Source organism: Micromonospora sp. NBC_01638, from assembly GCF_045209745.1.
Lineage (GTDB): Bacteria > Actinomycetota > Actinomycetes > Mycobacteriales > Micromonosporaceae > Micromonospora.
The window spans coordinates 524,587-541,182 of the sequence record NZ_CP109273.1; the positions used below are offsets into that span (position 1 = coordinate 524,587).

Annotated in this window: 15 protein-coding genes; 5 read left to right on the forward strand and 10 right to left on the reverse strand. The window is 72.0% G+C overall.

Annotated features, from left to right (window positions below):
* Positions 1 to 141 precede the first annotated feature (141 nt).
* Both OG811_RS02315 and OG811_RS02320 read right to left on the reverse strand, forming a co-directional pair.
* The gene (locus tag OG811_RS02315) at positions 142 to 645 is read right to left on the reverse strand and encodes a pyridoxamine 5'-phosphate oxidase family protein (RefSeq protein WP_406071761.1); all 504 of its coding nucleotides are present in this window, start codon (positions 643 to 645) and stop codon (positions 142 to 144) included.
* 68 nt (positions 646 to 713) lie between these two features.
* Positions 714 to 1,211 carry a polyadenylate-specific 3'-exoribonuclease AS gene (locus tag OG811_RS02320; RefSeq protein ID WP_272619576.1) on the reverse strand — a complete coding sequence of 166 codons (498 nt, stop codon included), beginning with the start codon at positions 1,209 to 1,211 and terminating at the stop codon, positions 714 to 716.
* A 294-nt stretch (positions 1,212 to 1,505) separates the two neighbouring features.
* On the opposite strand from OG811_RS02320, the gene OG811_RS02325 reads away from it, so the two are divergent.
* Positions 1,506 to 2,198, forward strand: a complete 693-nt coding sequence (locus tag OG811_RS02325; RefSeq protein ID WP_030337710.1) for a Crp/Fnr family transcriptional regulator — start codon at positions 1,506 to 1,508, stop codon at positions 2,196 to 2,198.
* A 71-nt stretch (positions 2,199 to 2,269) separates the two neighbouring features.
* Here OG811_RS02325 and OG811_RS02330 read toward each other — a convergent pair whose 3' ends face one another.
* Positions 2,270 to 2,467: a hypothetical protein gene (locus OG811_RS02330; protein WP_406071763.1), complete on the reverse strand. Its 198-nt coding sequence runs from the start codon at positions 2,465 to 2,467 to the stop codon at positions 2,270 to 2,272.
* Between the two features lie 175 nt (positions 2,468 to 2,642).
* Between OG811_RS02330 and OG811_RS02335 the strand changes: the two genes are divergently transcribed.
* On the forward strand, positions 2,643 to 6,155 hold the full coding sequence (locus OG811_RS02335; protein WP_406075459.1) for an adenylate/guanylate cyclase domain-containing protein: 3,513 nt from the start codon (positions 2,643 to 2,645) through the stop codon (positions 6,153 to 6,155).
* Positions 6,156 to 6,223: 68 nt separating this feature from the next.
* Here the strand turns inward: OG811_RS02335 and OG811_RS02340 are convergent, their stop codons facing one another.
* On the reverse strand, positions 6,224 to 6,532 hold the full coding sequence (locus tag OG811_RS02340) for a hypothetical protein (RefSeq protein ID WP_406071765.1): 309 nt from the start codon (positions 6,530 to 6,532) through the stop codon (positions 6,224 to 6,226).
* Between the two features lie 281 nt (positions 6,533 to 6,813).
* On the opposite strand from OG811_RS02340, the gene OG811_RS02345 reads away from it, so the two are divergent.
* Together OG811_RS02345 and OG811_RS02350 are read left to right on the forward strand one after the other, a co-directional pair.
* Positions 6,814 to 7,665 carry a DUF308 domain-containing protein gene (locus OG811_RS02345; protein WP_406071767.1) on the forward strand — a complete coding sequence of 284 codons (852 nt, stop codon included), beginning with the start codon at positions 6,814 to 6,816 and terminating at the stop codon, positions 7,663 to 7,665.
* Positions 7,666 to 7,823: 158 nt separating this feature from the next.
* Positions 7,824 to 9,320 carry a trehalose-6-phosphate synthase gene (locus OG811_RS02350; RefSeq protein WP_406071768.1) on the forward strand — a complete coding sequence of 499 codons (1,497 nt, stop codon included), beginning with the start codon at positions 7,824 to 7,826 and terminating at the stop codon, positions 9,318 to 9,320.
* A 31-nt stretch (positions 9,321 to 9,351) separates the two neighbouring features.
* On the opposite strand, the gene OG811_RS02355 is transcribed toward OG811_RS02350, so the two are convergent.
* From OG811_RS02355 to OG811_RS02380, 6 genes are all read right to left on the reverse strand, one after another.
* A complete protein-coding gene (locus OG811_RS02355; protein ID WP_406075460.1) occupies positions 9,352 to 10,146 on the reverse strand; it encodes an alpha/beta hydrolase in 795 nt (264 codons plus the stop codon).
* Between the two features lie 58 nt (positions 10,147 to 10,204).
* Positions 10,205 to 11,611 carry a flavin-containing monooxygenase gene (locus OG811_RS02360; RefSeq protein WP_406071770.1) on the reverse strand — a complete coding sequence of 469 codons (1,407 nt, stop codon included), beginning with the start codon at positions 11,609 to 11,611 and terminating at the stop codon, positions 10,205 to 10,207.
* A 115-nt stretch (positions 11,612 to 11,726) separates the two neighbouring features.
* Positions 11,727 to 12,431, reverse strand: coding sequence for an endonuclease/exonuclease/phosphatase family protein (locus OG811_RS02365; RefSeq protein WP_406071772.1), 705 nt, complete (start codon positions 12,429 to 12,431; stop codon positions 11,727 to 11,729).
* Between the two features lie 11 nt (positions 12,432 to 12,442).
* Positions 12,443 to 13,390, reverse strand: a complete 948-nt coding sequence (locus OG811_RS02370; RefSeq protein WP_406071774.1) for an ROK family glucokinase — start codon at positions 13,388 to 13,390, stop codon at positions 12,443 to 12,445.
* A gap of 71 nt (positions 13,391 to 13,461) precedes the next feature.
* The gene (locus OG811_RS02375) at positions 13,462 to 14,166 is read right to left on the reverse strand and encodes a hypothetical protein (protein WP_406071777.1); all 705 of its coding nucleotides are present in this window, start codon (positions 14,164 to 14,166) and stop codon (positions 13,462 to 13,464) included.
* Between the two features lie 31 nt (positions 14,167 to 14,197).
* Positions 14,198 to 14,653, reverse strand: coding sequence for an SRPBCC family protein (locus OG811_RS02380; RefSeq protein WP_406071779.1), 456 nt, complete (start codon positions 14,651 to 14,653; stop codon positions 14,198 to 14,200).
* Between the two features lie 118 nt (positions 14,654 to 14,771).
* On the opposite strand from OG811_RS02380, the gene OG811_RS02385 reads away from it, so the two are divergent.
* A complete protein-coding gene (locus OG811_RS02385) occupies positions 14,772 to 16,586 on the forward strand; it encodes an AMP-dependent synthetase/ligase (protein ID WP_406071781.1) in 1,815 nt (604 codons plus the stop codon).
* The last annotated feature ends 10 nt before the right edge of the window (positions 16,587 to 16,596 follow it).

Consider the following 16,596-nt stretch of genomic DNA (forward strand, 5'->3'; position numbering starts at 1 on the left):
AGCCCGATTTGCCCCAGGATATGTGTCAAGTCAGACCATCGGCGCCGTTGCCGGCCCGGGGCGGGCCGTCACTGCGAACTGTAGTCGGCCTGCTGGTGCGACGACAGCGCGCCCCGGGGTGACTCACCCAACCATCGCTGCTCAGAAGGTCACCTCGCGGTTCTCGCCGGCCTTCGGCGGGCGTCCCGTGACCGCGGCCTTCGCGAAGCCGAGCAAGTTGACCATGGCGCTGCTCGCCGAGTCCCAGTACTCGGCGGAACTGGCGTGCACCTTGATCAGCGTGAGTCCGGGGGTGTCCAGCCCGTCAGCAAACCACGCCTTGAGCAGCGGGCTCCACAGCCGCTCGGCCCGGGCTCGGTCGAAGCCCTCGGTGGCGGTGCCGGAGATCGACACCCAGGCGTTGTGCTTCTGATCGGAAAAGGCGACGTTGACCTCCGGGTTGACCCGGAGCTGGCGGACCTTGGCCGAGTCGGCGGAGGCGAAGAACCACAACTCGCCGTCGAACTCGGCTTCCTGAAGCCCCATCGGCCGGCTCACCTGCCGCCCGTCCAGAGCAGTCGTGGTGAGCATGCAGATCCGCGCGGCCCGGGCCAGTTCGGTGACCCGGGCGCGGGCCTCGGCGGCACTGGTCGGCTGGTTGCTCATGGCACTCTCCTCGGCTCGGCTCGTCGAACCGATGCCCGGGACAGAACCGGTCAAACCTCCGACCGCACTCAGCGGCTCGTCATCGCCCGCCACCGTGCCAGATTGTGCCGGGCGTCGACCAGAGCGTCGTGCCGGGCGGCGTCCGCGTCGGGCAAGGTCGGCCGACCACGGTCGTCCCAGAGCTGCCGCAGCTCCTTGGTGTAGCGGGGAATCTCCCGGGGCAGCGCCGGCATCGCACCCCAGAGCTGGGCGAGCACCACGTGGTCGTACGCGGCGAACCAGGCCCACAGCTCCAGCTGCTCGCCCGGCCGGTCCCGGATCGGCTCGACCAGGAAGTCGAACAGGTCGTCGCGGATGCGCTCGCGTGACCGCCAGGCCCGGTCCGCCGGGGAGGGCAGCTTGTCCAACACATTGCGACGGACCCAGGGCACGGCGCGGGAATCGTCGAACTCGGTGGAGACCGCGTAGAACTCGCGGCCGTACTCGTCGACGACACCGATCGAGACGAGGTCGACGGTTGTGCCGTCCTCGATGAACTCGCAGTCGTAGAAGTAGCGGTAGACCATTCCGGCCATCCTCGCCCACCGCCGCGCGGCGCTGACCGGCGGGGCCGGCGGGACGGCACGGCCGGAGCCAGCGACGACCCGCGCGCCGACCGGGACAGACATCGCAGAAACGGTGCGCCGCAGCTCGCGACGGTCACGGAAGTGCTTCGAGGGGTGTACAGCAAGCGACCGGACCGTCATGATCTGATGTGTACCGCTACCGGACGCCGAATCGGTGTCAGTTCACCTTGTCGGGGCCCATCAGGTTCGCCCGGTGAGCGAGTTTGTGGTCCATGACCGGGGAGGGGTTGGGCCGTGGAGGTTCGCCTGCCGGAGCCGGGTGACGCGCTCACGGGTGTCGAGATGTTCGCCGGGTTGGAGCCTGAGGTGCGGCAGCGGGTCATCGCCGCCGCCGTCCCGCGCACCTACCGCAAGGGTCAGTTGCTCTTCGTGGAGAACGACCCGGGTGAGTCGCTGATCGTGCTGCGCCGCGGCGCGGTGGCCGTCTTTCGCACCGCACCCACCGGCGAGCGGGCCGTGCTGTCGGTGATCCGTCCACCGGACGTGCTCGGCGAGGTCTCCCTGCTCGACGCGTCCACCCGGTCCGCCTCCGCGGAGGCCATCGAGGACTGCGCGGCGCTCGCACTCTCCCGGGGGGCGTTCATGGAGCTGGTGCACTCCAACCCTCGCATCCTGGACGCGGTGATGCGCTCGCTGGGCGGGCTGATCCGCCGGCTGACCGAGCAGAACGCCGACCACGTCTTCCTCGACCTGCCCGGTCGGGTTGCCAAGACGCTGGTCCGGTTGGCGGGCGAGAGCCAGGCACCGATGATCACGATCGAGCTCAACCAGAGTCAACTGGCCGAGATGGCCGGTGGTTCCCGGCAGAGCGTCAACCAGGCGATCGGCTCGTTCGCCAGCCGCGGCTGGCTGCGTACCGAGGGGCGTCGGATCGTGGTGACCGACGTGGCCGCGCTGCGCCGCCGCGCCGGCATGAACGACCGCTGACGCACCGAGACGACATGACGCGGCCGGGTCACCCGTGGGCGACCCGGCCGCGACGCGTTACCGGCGTCGGGTCACACTCCGGGGCTGCCCGGCCCGGCCCACTTGTCCGGACCCTTGCCGTCGCCGCCCGGGCCGTGGGACTGCTCGCTCACGATGCCGTCGGCCTGCAGCGTGGCGAGCGTGGCCGCGTCGACGTCCACCGAATCGCCTGCGGAGTGGCTGACCCCGTTGCCGTCGGTCCAGTCGCTTTCCAACTTGACGTACACCATTGACCTGTCCCCCTCTGGTCGCTGATCCATATCTGGCCGCCTGAATCTAGTCGGTTGACCACCCGATTGGACTGTCCACAAGCCAACAGGCCAGTACCCGACAGCCGCGCCGGGGGCGATACTCCCTGTCAGGGGACGCCACCGGCGTCATCCGGTTCGCCAGTGGAGGGGTGTCATCGCCGCGCAGTGTGGACGCTGTGGACGCACGGCCGCCGACGGGGACCGTTTCTGCGGTGGCTGCGGCGCCGAGCTGGGCGCTGTGTGCCCGCACTGCCTGCGCCCGCTCGCCTCGGACGTCACGTTCTGCACCTCGTGCGGGTCGCCCCGACCGGGCGCGGACCGCCAGGCCGCGGTCGCCTCGCAGGAGGACCGCCGCCGGGTGAGCGTGCTCTTCGTCGACCTGATCGATTTCACGCCGTACGTCGAACGGACCGACCCGGAGCAGGTCCGTGGCATGCAGACCGGGTTCTTCTCCGCCGCCCGTCGGGTGGTCGGCCAGTACGGCGGGGTGGTGGAGAAGTACATCGGGGACGCGGTGATGGCACTCTTCGGTGCCCCGATTGCCACCGAGACCGACGCGCTACGCTGCGTCCGGGCCGGCCTGGAGCTGCAGCGGGTGCTCACCCGGTTCACGCCGACCGGCAGCACCGAACTGCGGTTCCGGGTCGGGGTGGCCACCGGCGAGGCGCTGGTCGACGTGGCCGCCGCCCGCGACGGCGGGCAGGCGATCGTGGCCGGCGACGTGGTCAACACCGCATCCCGGATGCAGTCCGTCGCACCACCCGGAGGGGTGCTGGTCTGTGGCACCACCCACGCGCTCACCAAGGATGCGATCCGTTACGAGGAGCAGCCCCCGGTCACTCTGCGCGGCCGGTCGTCACCGACCGAGGTGTGGCTCGCCCTGTCCCCGCTGCGCCGCCAGGCCACCGACCGGGAGCCGGACACCACGCCGCTGGTCGATCGGGAACACGAGTTGGGGATGCTCGTCAACGCTCTGCACCGGTCGCTGCGCGACCGGCTGCCCCAGGTGGTGACGATCTTCGGCCGGGCGGGCATCGGCAAGAGCCGACTGCTGCGGGAGCTGTACCGACACACCGGCCGGATGGTCGACGAGCCGCTGACCTGGCGAACCGGGCGCTGCCCGCCATTCGGGGAGAACGTCACCTTCGCCGCGCTCGCCGACATCGTCAAGACCGAGGCCGGCATCCTCGACACGGACCCGGCGGCCAGCGCCGCGCAGCGGCTGGCCGCCGCCGTGGGTGAGCTGATCGGCCCGGGCGAGCGGGACCGGGTGGTGGACGCCCTGCGTCCGCTGGTCGGGCTGCCCGGCACGCCGCTGCCGGCCGAGGAGGCGGAGTCGGCGTGGCGGCGCTTCCTGCTGGCGTTGGCCACCCGCCGCCCCACCGTGCTGGTCTTCGAGGACCTGCACTGGGCCGACGACGCGATGCTGCGCTTCGTGGAGCTGCTCGGGGCGGCGGCCCGCGACGTGCCGCTGCTCCTGCTGTGCACTGCCCGCCCGGAGCTGGTCGACCGGGACCCGAGCTGGGCCGGGTCGATCACCGGCTCGGTGACCATCACCCTGCCGCCACTGCGCGACACCGGCATCGCCGCCCTGTACGCGCACCTGTTCGGCCAGGCCGCGTTCTCCGCCGACATGCTGAACCCGCTGATCGAGGTGGCCGGCGGCAACCCGCTCTACGCCCACGAGTACGTCCGGATGCTGATCGAGCAGGGGGCACTGCGCCAGTCCGGGCGGGGGTGGTCGCTGGACAAGCACCTTGAGCTGACCATGCCGGAGAGCGTGCACGCGGTGATCGCCAACCGGGTGGACCTGCTGGACGCCAAGGATCGCGCGGTGCTGCTGGCCGCCTCGGTGGTCGGGGTGCAGTTCTGGCCCGGATCGGTGGCCGCCGCTCTCGGCCAGCAGGTCGAGTCGGTCGAGCGCTCGCTGCGCCGACTCGAACAGCGCGACTTCGTGCACGAGCAGTCCGCGTCGACGATGGCCGGGCAGGCGGAGTTCCGGTTCCGCCACGTGCTGGTACGCGACGTCTGCTACCAGCGGTTGCCGCGCACCGAGCGGGTTGCCCGGCACGAGCGGGCCGCCGACTGGCTCGACGCGCTGTCGCACAGCCGCGACACCGACCTGGCCGAGGTGCTCGCCCACCACCGCTGGGCGGCTCACGAGATCGCCCGCTCGCTGGGCATGCAGGTGCGGCGCTACGCCGGGCCGGCGCGGCAGGCGCTGCACCGGGCGGCCCGCCGGGCGTACGCGCTGCACGGGCTGGACGCGGCGGCCAGCCATGCGGGCCGGGCACTCGGCCTGGCCGACGACAGCGACCCGGTGGGCCGGCTCCAGTTGGAGCTGCTGAGCACGGAGATCTCGTTCTATCGGGACGGCAACGGCTTCCTCTCCGGCGGTGGGCCGGAGCAGCTGCACGCGCTCGCCGACCGGCTGCTGGCGCACGACGACGACGCCTGCGCCGCCCGGGCCTGGACGCTGCTCGGCCAGGCCGCCTGGCTGCGGGCCGACCGCGGCGACGCGCTGGCCTGCCTGGACCGCGCGGTGCACCTGTTCGAGCCGTTGCCGGACAGCCCGCAGAAGGCGGACGCGTACGCCGAGCTGGGCCGGCTGCACATGCTCAACTACGAGCGGGACCAGGCCGTGACGGCGGCGGACACGGCGGCGGAGATCGCCGAGCGGCTGGGTCTGACCGAGAGCCGCACCAATGCCCGGATCACCGCGGCCACCGCCCGCTACCAGTCCGGGGACCGGGTCGGCCTGGACGAGCTGCACGCGATCGTGGAGTTCGCCCGGGCCGGTCAACTGCTGGCGCTGCCCCGCGCCACCCAGAACCTCGCCTGGGCGATCCGGGAGGAAGGCGACTGGCTGCGATCCAACGCCCTGCTCTCGGCCGCGCCGGCGCGTACCGCCAGCGGCCAGACCCTGACCACCAGCTACTCGGCGGAGGCGATGCGCGCCTGGTTCGACGGCGACTTCGGCCGGCTCCTCGCGGCGGCGGAGGCGTTCGTGGACACGCCCACCGGAAGTTGGGACATGCAGGTACGCGGGCTTCGCTGCTGTCTGCTGGTCTTGCGAGACGACGAGGATCCGGACGACCTGGCCGACGCGTTGGACACCGCGCGACGCAGCGGGTTCCACCGACTGCACTGGACGATGCTGAGCATGGCGGCGTTGTGCCGCGCGCTGCAGGGGCGCGAGGCCGAGGCGGCGGAGCTGATCGACGAGCTGGACCGATGCTGGTCAGCGGTACCGGCCCTGGCCAGTGGGGAGTGGATCGCCGCAGCCGCGTACGCCGCAGCCCTGAGCGGTCGGAGCGCGGCGGTGCGGGTCCGCACGATGCTGGGTCGGGTCGGGCACCGCACGCCCTGGTCGGAGGCCGCGTTGCGGACCGTGACGGCGGCCCTGGCCGCGGCGGACGGCGACCACCGACGCTCGGCCGAGCTGCACCTGGTCGCCGCCGAGATTTACGGGCGGATCCCGGACGCCAGCGACCGGGTGCTGGCGCTGACGTTCGCGGCGGCGGAGCTGACCCGGGCCGGTGACCCGACGGCCGCCCGGGTGCCGCGTGCCGAGGTACGCACCTTCGCGTTGCGCAACGACGCCCCCGGTCTGCTCGCCCTGGCCGGTCGGCCGATCAGCCCGACCGGGCCGGCGGTGGCGTGCTGAGCTCCCCACAACGGACGAAATTTCAGGGCGATCCATCCCGACCCTCGGTACGCGTCTGCGACAGCTGGTTACCCGCCCTGCTCCTTGTTCCACTGTAGGTACTCGCGGTACAGCTCCTCTTCCCGCCTTCGCTTGCGCTTGTGCAGCACCCGGGAGGCGACGAGGAGCACCGCGCCGGCGCCCAGCAGCAGGTAGCCGAGGATCCGGTCGTCGGGGACCTTCGGGGCGGTGCTGAACAGCAACCCCAGGAAGGTCGAGCCCAGGCCCAGGTAGAGCGCGATCCCGGGCGGCGTCTGTCGGTATTCGAGGTGGTGACGGTCCGCGAAAGTCTGGAACTGCGGTGGGACGTCCAGTTCCTCATAGTCACCAGCAGCCACGCGTGCCCCTCCGTTCCGATCGGCGGTAGGTCAGCCGGGCGGGCGCTCGGCGTGTCGGGGTCGCCCGGGCGTCAACGATCGTCGAGATAGCACTTGTTGAGCAAGAACGGACAAAGAAGCCCCGCCGCGACCTGCGGCAGCAGCCGTGACTTTGGAAGACGCGACACAACGCACTCCCGGAACCATGCCCTGACGTGTCACGATTCAAAGCACGGCGTGCGAACGGGCGCCGAGACGCAGGGGCGGCCGCGCCGGGAGGCGCGTTAAAGGGGGATGTCCGGGTGTCAGCGGGTGGGGCCCGCCGGGGACGGCGGGACAACGGGCTCGACGCGAACGAGTACGCCGTCGTCGGCGACGTCGATCCGCGCGTCGGCGAGCACCTGCTCGACGTGCTGGCCGCCGGCGGGATCGCCGCCTACCTGCAGCCCTCCGCCGACCTCAACCCGGTCACCCGCACCACCACCGTTCCGGCCCGGCCGGTCGACCGGCTCTACGTCGACCGCTCACACCTGACCACCGCACGGGACTACCTGACCCAGCTCTCCGACGAGACCGCTCCGGAGCAGCCGCCAGCCCGTGACGAACCGGACATCGACGCCGAGTGGGCGCGGATCGTGGCCGGCTTCCACACCTCCGCCACGGTCGGCGAACGCCCGTGGCCGGCCGCGGAGGACGTGGACGAACGGGACGCCCTCGACGAGCCGACCGCTGGTCCGTTGGCCCGCTCCGGGACCGACGAGCCCGGTCCGACCGCCACCGACGTCCGCCGGCTACCGTCCGCGACCGACATCTCCGGGATTTCCGTCGGGCGCGACACCCGGCCGGACGAGCCGTCGCTGCTGGACGGGCTGGACACGTTCGGCGCCGACCTGCCCGACGACGAGGACGACGAGGGATACCACCCGCCCCCACCGCCTCCGCTGCCCCGCTTCAGCAAGTACGCCGTGGTCGGCGTGCTCGGTGTGGTCGTCGGGTTCGCGCTCTTCCTCTTCCCGTGGCTGGTCCCGGTGGACAAGTCGGCGGTCACCCTGTTCGGGTTCACCGGCATTCTGGCCGGTTTCGTCACGCTGATCTGGCGGCTGCGCCCCGGCGACGAGGACGACGACGACCCGGACAACGGCGCCGTCGTCTGAGCCCGGCCCGCATCCCGGGACGACACCGACCCGCCGGGGCCGTAACAGTGGTGTAACTTACTGTCAGTAGGAATACCGCTGTACGTCACTTCCCCCGCTGACTGACCGGTTTTCCCTTGCTCGCGGCGGTCAGTCCTCTGCTGATCGGAATGCCCGAGATGCGACAGAGTTCCCTCGTGGTGGTGGCCAACCGCCTCCCCATCGACGACAGCCAGGCGCCCGACGGTGCCTGCGAGTGGCGGCGCAGCCCAGGTGGGCTGGTCAGCGCGCTGCACCCGCTCCTGCGGCACACCCCGGCGACCTGGGTCGGCTGGGCCGGCGGCACCGGGCCGGCCCCCACCCTGCCGGACGTGGACGGCGTCCGGATGCACACCGTCGCGCTCAGCCCGGAAGACCTGCGCGACCACTACGAAGGGTTCGCCAACGCCACCCTCTGGCCGCTCTACCACGACGCCGTGGAGCAACCGCAGCATCACCGCCGGTGGTGGGAGGCGTACCAGCGGGTCAACCAGCGCTTCGCCGAGGCGACCGCCGAGGTGGCCGAGCCGGGCGGGGTGGTCTGGGTGCAGGATTACCACCTGCACCTGGTGCCCGGCCAACTGCGCGCGCTCCGCCCGGACCTGCGCATCGGGTTCTTCCTGCACGTGCCGTTCCCACCGCCGGAGCTGTTCATGCAGCTGCCCCGCCGCGCCGAACTGCTGCGCGGCATGCTCGGCGCCGACCTGGTCGGCTTCCAGCGCGCCCAGGCGGCGCACAACTTCGCCCAGCTGGTGACCAAGGTGCTGGAGCTGCCAGCCACCGACCGGCGCATCGGCATCGACGACCGGGTCGTCCGCATCGGCGCGTTCCCGGTCTCCATCGACACCGCCGAGATGGGCGCGCTCGCCGCCCGCCCGGACGTGGCCGCTCGGGCCCGCCGGCTACGTCAGGACCTCGGCGACCCCCGGCAGGTCGTCCTCAGCGTGGACCGGATGGACTACACCAAGGGCATCGAGCAGCGGCTCAAGGCGTACAGCGAACTGCTCGCCAGCGGCGACGTCAAGGTCCGCGACACCGTGCTGGTGCAGGTCGCGATGCCGAGCCGGGAACGCGTCGGCCAGTACCAGATCCTGCGGGAGCGGATCGAGCGCGAGGTGGGCCGGATCAACGGCGAGTTCGGCCGGGTCGGCGAGCCGGCGATCCACTACCTCACCCAGCCCTTCGACCGTGCCGAGCTGGCCGCGCTCTACCGCGTCGCCGACGTCATGGCGGTGACGCCGCTGCGCGACGGGATGAACCTCGTCGCCAAGGAGTACGTGGCCGCCCGGGTGGACGACACGGGCGCTCTGCTGCTCAGCGAGTTCGCCGGCACCGCCGCTGAGCTGTCCCAGGCGTACCTGGTCAACCCGCACGACCTGGAAGGGCTCAAGCAGGGCCTCCGTGCGGCGCTGCGGGCCAGCCCGGCCGACATCACCCAACGGATGCAGGCCATGCGCGCCCACCTGCACCAGCACGACATCCGGGCCTGGGTCCGCTCCTACCTCCGCGCGCTGGACGATGGCGGTGCCCTGGTCCGCCTCCTGACCAGCACCGACGCCAACCCCGACGGCGCCACCAGGGTGCCCCGACCCGCGACCCCGACCGGCAGCCCAGCCAGTCACCAGGCCAGCGGCTGAAAGCCCGACCGGCGCGGGGCCGCCCGGTCGGTCAGTGCGCCGCGGGCTCCTTCTCCAGCCAGTCCAGGATCGCGTCGATCGGCTCGGCCCACCGCGCGTCCAGCATCAGGTCGTGGCCCATCCCGGGGAAGAGCAGCGGGGCCGAACCATAGCGGCGGGCCACCCGGGTCAACGTCGACGCCGGCACCACCCGGTCGTCCGGGCTGCCCAGCACCAGCACCGGCGGCTCACCCACGGCCGGCTCGGCCTCCGGCTCACCCAGCAGGGCCCACTGCGCCCGCCGACCCGCCCGACCGAGCCGTCCGACGTACCGCCGGGCCTCCTCGTCGGGCAACTCGCGGCTGAACAACTGCCCACGGTTGAGCCGCAGCGGCCCGCCGAACACCGCCGGCAGCGTGCCCGCCGGGTTGCGGCGCAGGGCCGCACCCAGCACTCCCCAACCACCGAAGACCGGCGCCACCAGCACCGCGCCGCGCGCCGGGTAGCGGGCCAACGCGTGCGCCACCACCAGGGCCCCGGCACCGTGCCCCACCAGCACCGCCTGGCGCGGCAGGTCCGCGGCCACCTGGACCACATCGTGGGCGTACGCCCGCAGCGTCGCCTCCGGCGCCGGCTCGCTGCCACCGTGCCCGCGCAGGCTCACCGCGTACGCCGGGAAGCCCCGCGATGCGGCGTGACCCAACCAGTGCTCGGCGAACGCCCACGCGCCGTGCCCGAACCCGGGGACGAAGAGCAGCGGCGGACGCCCCTCCTCCAGCTCGGGAGTGGCGCTGAGCACCTCCCGACGGGCCGGCCGGACCGGGCGGGACCACTCCCGGCCCCGCATGATCCGCAGCTCAGTCACTGTTCAGCCTCTCGTTCGCGACGGTGGGGCCGGCAGCAGCTCACTTGCCCTCCAGGTCGCCCAGTGCGCGCTCGACGGCGCGCAGGTAGTCGGCGTGACCGACCTCGAACCAGTGCCGGCTGCTGTCCTTGACCTGCCCGGAGTAACGCTCCCCGGCCCGTTCGCGCACCCGCTGCGCGAACGCCGCGGCCCGCTCCGGTCGGTCCCGGCGGGCCCGCAGCAGTCGGGCGAAGAGCACCGTCTGCCAGTGCGACAGGGTGAACAAGCCGGAATCCGGCTGCACCAGGCCGACGACCGCCAGCGTCGGATGCCCCGGGGTGAACGCGTTGAGCCACAGCGTGGGCCGGCCAGCCCCTGCGCTGTCACCGAACACCGACGCGTCGAGGAACTCGAAGCGCGGCAGATAGCCGGTGGCGAAGATGACCACCTCGGGGTCGATCTCACGACCGTCGGCCAGCTCCACCGCGTACGGGTGGAACCGGGCGATGTCGGGCACCGGGCCGATCCCACCGTGACCCACGTAGTAGACGAGCTGGCTGTTCGCGATCGGGTGCGTCTCATAGACCCGGTGGTCCGGCTTGGGCAGGCCGAAGCGGGTCAGGTCGCCGACGGTCAACCGCATCGTCCAGTGGTAGAGCCACTGCCGCAGACGCAGTGGCACCCGCAGCGCCAGCAGGGTGTCGTTCACCTGGTCGGCGGGGCGGCCGAGCACGTACTTGGGCGCGTACCAGTAGCCGCGCCGGGTGGAGTGCCAGCAACGCGACGCCTGCTGGGCGGCCTCGACGGCGATGTCGCAGCCGGTGTTGCCGGCACCGACCACCAGCACCCGCTTGCCGCGCAGTTGCGCGGGGTCCTTGTAGGACGAGGCGTGCATGATCTCGCCGCGGAACTGCTCCAGCCCCTCGTAGCGGGGCAGCTTCGGTGACCAGTTGTGGCCGTTGGCGATCACCACGGCGGCGTACCGGGAGGTGCGCTCCGGGCCGTATCCGCCGGTGGAGCGGGTGGTCACGTCCCACCGCTCCCCCTCGGCGGGCTCAACCCTGATCACCTCGGTGCCGAACCAGATGTGCGAGCGCAGGTCGAAGTGGTCGGCGTACCGCTCGAAGTACGACAGCAGCTGGCTGTGGTGCGGGTAGTCCGGCCAGGAGTCCGGCATCGGGAAGTCGGGGAACTGGGTGAACGGCTTCGACGACAGCAGGTGGGTGCTGGCGTACACCGGGCTGCGGTCGTGCCGCCAGTTCCAGGCGCCGCCGACGCCCGTCTCCCGCTCGTAGCAGTCGACGCCGAACCCGTGCTCGCGCAGATTCTTGATGGCCGTCAGGCCGCTGGCCCCGGCCCCGATGACGCAGACCGTGTCGCCCCGGTCGGAGACCGGGCGGCCGTCGCCGCTCTGCGCGGACGGGGTCGCCTCCGGGTCGGGCCGGCCGTGGTCGGTGGAGGTGGACACCGGGACATCTCCTTTTGTACGGCACGCGTGCCGGTCGCCGCGAAATCCTCTCCACAACGGAGCCGGATGTCCAGCCCTGACGCGGACGAATCGACGGTCGAACCGAGGTTGGGGGTCAGTCGGTGCTGGGCAGCAGCAGGTCGACCAGGACCGGGAAGTGGTCGCTGGCGCGGCGGGTCTGCGGAGTGTCCACCACGTCGTAGTCGACCACGGTGATCCGCGGGTCGACGAAGAGCGCGTCGATGCGTCGGCGTGGGTCGATGCAGGAGTAGGTGAGCCGGTCCGCCCGGTCGGCCGCCACCGCGGCGTCGGTCAACCCGCGCGACACGGTCGCCCACGCGGGCCCGTCCGGACCCTCGTTGAGGTCCGCCCCGGCCAGCACCGGGCTGGTCGCCGCGTCCAGCCCACGCTTGAACTCGGCCGCCTGCGCCGGGCGCTCGGTCGGGTCGGTGGACAGGTGCGAGCCGGCGAGGGTGAACCGAGCGTCGCCGACCCGGCAGTCGGCGTACGCGGCGCCGCGCAGATGCCGGCCGGGGTTCAGCGGGAAGCGCTGGCATCGGGTGTCCCGCACCTGGACCCGCAGGCTGGTCAGCAGCAGGTTGCCCAGCGCGGGCAGCCCGCCGGCGGCCACCACCAGGCCGAACGACTCGGCCAACGTGGCGGACTTCTGCCGCCACCGGAACCGGCGCGGACCTTCCTGCACGATCACCACGTCCGGCGTCGCGGCCCGGACCACCGCCGCCAGCGCGGCGGTGTCGTCACGCTGGCTGTGGATGTTGTACGACACCACGCGCAGCGGCACGCCGGCACCCTGGCCCATCCCGGACCGCCTCAGATCCGGCGGGCCAGATCGGCGGCGCCGATCACCCCGGCGCTGTTGCCCAACTCGGCCGGGAGCACCTCGGCCACCGGCAGGCGACCGCGCTGGGCGAGCGCGTCGAGGTAGGAGCGGCGGGTCGGGCCGAGCAGCAGGTCACCGGCGTCGATCACACCGCCGCCGACCACCAGGGTCTGCGGGTCGAGGATCTGCGACATGTCGGCGAGGCTGGTGCCGAGCCATCGGCCGATCTGCGCGAACGCCTCGGCGGAGATCGGGTCACCACCCTGCGCGGCGGCGGTCACCATCGGGCCGGTGATCGCCTCGGCCTCACCGCCAGCGAGGTCCAGCAGCGCGGTGGCCCGGTTGGGCTCCTGCCGGGCGCCGGCTCGGGCGAAGCGCACGAGGGCGCTGCCGCTGGCGTACTGCTCGATGCAGCCCAGCCGGCCGCAACCGCACTGGTGCCCGTCCGGCACGGCCAGCATGTGGCCCAGCTCCGCGGCGATGCCGTGCGCGCCCCGCATCAGCTCGCCGCCGAGGACGATGCCGCCGCCCACGCCGGTGCCGATGGTGAACATGATCATGGAGTCGTCGGCGGCGCGGGCCGCGCCGTAGCGGAACTCGGCCCAGGCGGCCACGTTCGCGTCGTTCTCCACGATCACGGGAAGGCCGACCGCCGTGCTGACGTACTCGCGCAGCGGCTCATCCCGCCAGGCCAGGTTGGGGGCGAAGAGCACGGTCGAGCGGCTGGCGTCGATCCAACCGGCCGCGCCGATGCCGACGGCCTCGATCGTCCGCCCGGCGGCCAGCTCGCCGACCACCTCGATGATGACGTCGCGGGTCTTGCCGACATCATCGGCGGGAGTGTTCCGTCGGGTCTGCACGAGGACCGTGCCGGTGTCGTCCACGACACCGCCGGCCACCTTCGTGCCACCGACGTCGACTCCGATGGTCAGCGTCACCGCTGCCGCTCCCCTCTGCTGTCCGGCCCGCGTCCCGGCAATGTGCCGGTCCGGGTCGGGATGTCCCGCGCTCAGGCGCCGTCGCCCGACGCTTCCGCGCCGGTGTCGTCGGACACCCGCGATGCGGGCACCACGGGGCGGGTGGTCGGTGCCGGTGCGGTCGCCGACCCGGCCTCGTCGACGGGTGGTGCGGCGGCCGGGGCGAGTGGGTCCGCCGTCCGGGTGGCGACCGACCAGATATCCCGCTCCGGTGCCGGCTGAGAATCATGCCCGCTACGGGTGGCATCGCGCCACACGTGATCGTCGCCGGCTGCGGTGGACTGATTGTTCCGAGCTGACTCCGGAGGCACATCGCCGGTGCTCGCGGCAGGTGCGGGCGGTGGCGGGGCGTTCGGTTCGGATGCCGGCTCGAATGGGCTCGTCGCGGGCGGCTCCGCCGGGGAGAACGCCCGGAGCAGGCTGGCGACGCCCGCCGCGAGGTCACCGGCGCCGGTCGCGAGGCGTTCGGCGAATTCCGGACTTGGGTCCCGCAACGCGGCGATGCCCCGACAGACCGGGCAGACGCAGCATTCGGCCGAACCGGTGGCGAAAGCACCACCGGTGCCGGGGCGCCCGTCCGGGCCGGCACTGTGACCGAGGACACCGGCCAGCACCCCGCCCAGCGAGCCCAACGCACCGCCCGCCGAGCCTCCGGAGGCCAGTCGCGCCCCCGCGAGCAGGGTGGCGACCAACCGCTCCGCCTCTTCCCGGGCCGAACCCGGATCCGTTCCGCCCACCGTCGGCTCCTCTACCGTGCCACCGGACACGTCACTGCGCCGCACCGGTTGCTTCTACCCGGCGCTTGAGCTGCTTCAACGCGGTGTCCATGATCATCTTCTCGGCCTTGCGCCGAAACATTCCGAGCATTCCCACCGACAGGTCGACCTCGAGCGTGTAGGTCACCGTGGTGCTGCCATCCGGGTTACCCACCAGGTCGTACGAACCGCGCTGGGTCTTCTGCATCTTCGAGGGGGCGACCAGGTGCCACTCGATGCGGGACAGGTCCTCGGCGTACTCGTAGGCGAGCACGTAGTCGTCGGCCATCACCCCGGCGTCGATGGTGAAGTGCACCTGGCTGGCGTAGCCGTCCTCGTACTCCTCGACGACCTCGGCGCGGCGCACCGCGTCGGTCCACTCCGGGTAGCGCGCGAAGTCGCAGATCACCGCCGTCACCCGATCCGGTGCGGCGCCAATGATGATCGACTGGGTGGAGGAGTCCGCCATGGGGGGAGGCTACCCGCCTCCTGGCTGTCCCACCCTGACCGCCCGCCGGGTAGGTTTCGACACAGCCGCCGCCCACGGTGGCGGCCGGCCCGGCCAGTGCGAGCACGAAGGAGTGCAGGTGCGCGAGTTTTCCGTTCCGCCGATCGTCACCGTTGGCGACACGGCCAACCTCACCGATCCGGTCTGGGACAACGCCGAGATCGCGCCCGATACCGTCCAGTTCGCCCGCCCCACCCCGGGCACCGCTGGCACCACCACCGTCTGGAGCGAGGTCACCTGCCTGCAGTTCCGGGACGAGGTGGCCGCGGTGGCCCGCGGGCTGATCGCCGCCGGCATCGAGCCGGGTGTCCGGGTCGGGCTGATGAGCCGTACCCGCTACGAGTGGACGCTGCTGGACTACGCCATCTGGGCCGTCGGCGCGGTCACCGTGCCGATCTACGAGACGTCCAGCGCCGAGCAGGCCGCCTGGATCCTCGAGGACTCCAACGCGGTCGCCATCGTGGTGGAGACCGAGGCGCACGCCGCCCTGGTCGCCGGCGTCCGGCACCGCCTGCCCGAGCTGAACCACGTCTGGCAGATCGACCACGGCGCGGTCGACGAACTGGTCACGACCGGTGCCACGGTCGAGCTGGCCGAGGTCGAACAGCGACGCAAGGCCCTCCGTGCCGGCGACCTGGCCACGATCATCTACACCAGCGGCACCACCGGCCGACCCAAGGGTTGCATGCTCACCCACCGCAACATGTACGCCAACATCGCCAACGCGGTGCCGGTGCTGCCGAACCTGTTCAACGCCGGCGCGACCACCCTGCTCTTCCTCCCGCTGGCGCACGCCTTCGCCCGGCTGATCCAGATCGGCGTCGTGCAGGCGCGGGCCACCATGGCGCACTGCGCCGACCCCAAGAACCTGGTCGCCGAGCTGCAGGAGTTCCGGCCGACCTTCGTGCTCTCCGTACCCCGGGTGTTCGAGAAGGTCTACAACGCGGCCAAGCAGAAGGCCGAAGGGTCCGGCAAGGGTGGCATCTTCGCCCGCGCCGAGCAGGTCGCCATCGCGTACAGCGAGGCTCTGGAGACCCCGGGCGGACCCGGCCTGGCGCTGCGCGCCCAGCACGCGGTCTTCGACCGGCTGGTCTACCGGAAGCTGCGCGCCGCGCTCGGCGGGCGGTGCCGGGACGCCATCTCCGGCGGCGCGCCGCTCGGCGCCCGACTCGGTCACTTCTTCCGGGGCGTCGGCGTGCCGATCCTGGAGGGCTACGGCCTGACCGAGACCTCACCCGCCGCCGCGGCGAACCTGCCCACCGGCACCCGGATCGGCACCGTCGGGCGCCCGCTGCCCGGTGTGACCGTCCGGATCGAGGACGACGGCGAGATCCTGATCTCCGGCGAGCTGATCTTCCAGGGCTACTGGCGCAACGAGACGGCGACCGCCGAGGTGATCAGCACCGACGGCTGGTTCCGTACCGGCGACCTGGGCCAGCTCGACTCCGACGGCTACCTGAGCATCACCGGCCGCAAGAAGGAGCTGATCGTCACCGCCAGCGGCAAGAACGTCGCCCCGGCGGTGCTGGAAGACCTGGTCCGGGCGCACCCACTGATCAGCCAGTGCGTCGTGGTCGGTGACCAGAAGCCGTTCATCGCGGCGCTGGTCACCCTCGACGAGGAGGCGCTGCCGACCTGGCTGGAAGGCGCCGGGATGCCCGCCGACACCTCCGTCGAGCAACTACGCCATGACGAGGGCCTGCGGAAGGAGATCCAGGCCGCGATCGACACCGCGAACCGGGCCGTCTCCAAGGCCGAGGCGATCAAGGTGTTCCGGATCCTGCCCCGCGACTTCACCGAGGCGACCGGCGAGCTGACCCCGTCCCTCAAAGTCAAGCGCCAGGTTGTCCAGAAGACGTACGCGGCGGAGATCGCCGATATCTACCGAGGCTGACTACCATCCG

Bases quoted from the DNA above. Each gene is read 5' to 3' on its own strand.
- OG811_RS02315 (WP_406071761.1), bottom strand. From the start codon at position 645: ATGAGCAACCAGCCGACCAGTGCCGCCGAGGCCCGCGCCCGGGTCACC.
- OG811_RS02320 (WP_272619576.1), bottom strand. From the start codon at position 1,211: ATGGTCTACCGCTACTTCTACGACTGCGAGTTCATCGAGGACGGCACA.
- OG811_RS02330 (WP_406071763.1), bottom strand. From the start codon at position 2,467: ATGGTGTACGTCAAGTTGGAAAGCGACTGGACCGACGGCAACGGGGTC.
- OG811_RS02350 (WP_406071768.1), top strand. From the start codon at position 7,824: ATGCGACAGAGTTCCCTCGTGGTGGTGGCCAACCGCCTCCCCATCGAC.
- OG811_RS02355 (WP_406075460.1), bottom strand. From the start codon at position 10,146: ATGCGGGGCCGGGAGTGGTCCCGCCCGGTCCGGCCGGCCCGTCGGGAG.
- OG811_RS02365 (WP_406071772.1), bottom strand. From the start codon at position 12,431: ATGGGCCAGGGTGCCGGCGTGCCGCTGCGCGTGGTGTCGTACAACATC.
- OG811_RS02380 (WP_406071779.1), bottom strand. From the start codon at position 14,653: ATGGCGGACTCCTCCACCCAGTCGATCATCATTGGCGCCGCACCGGAT.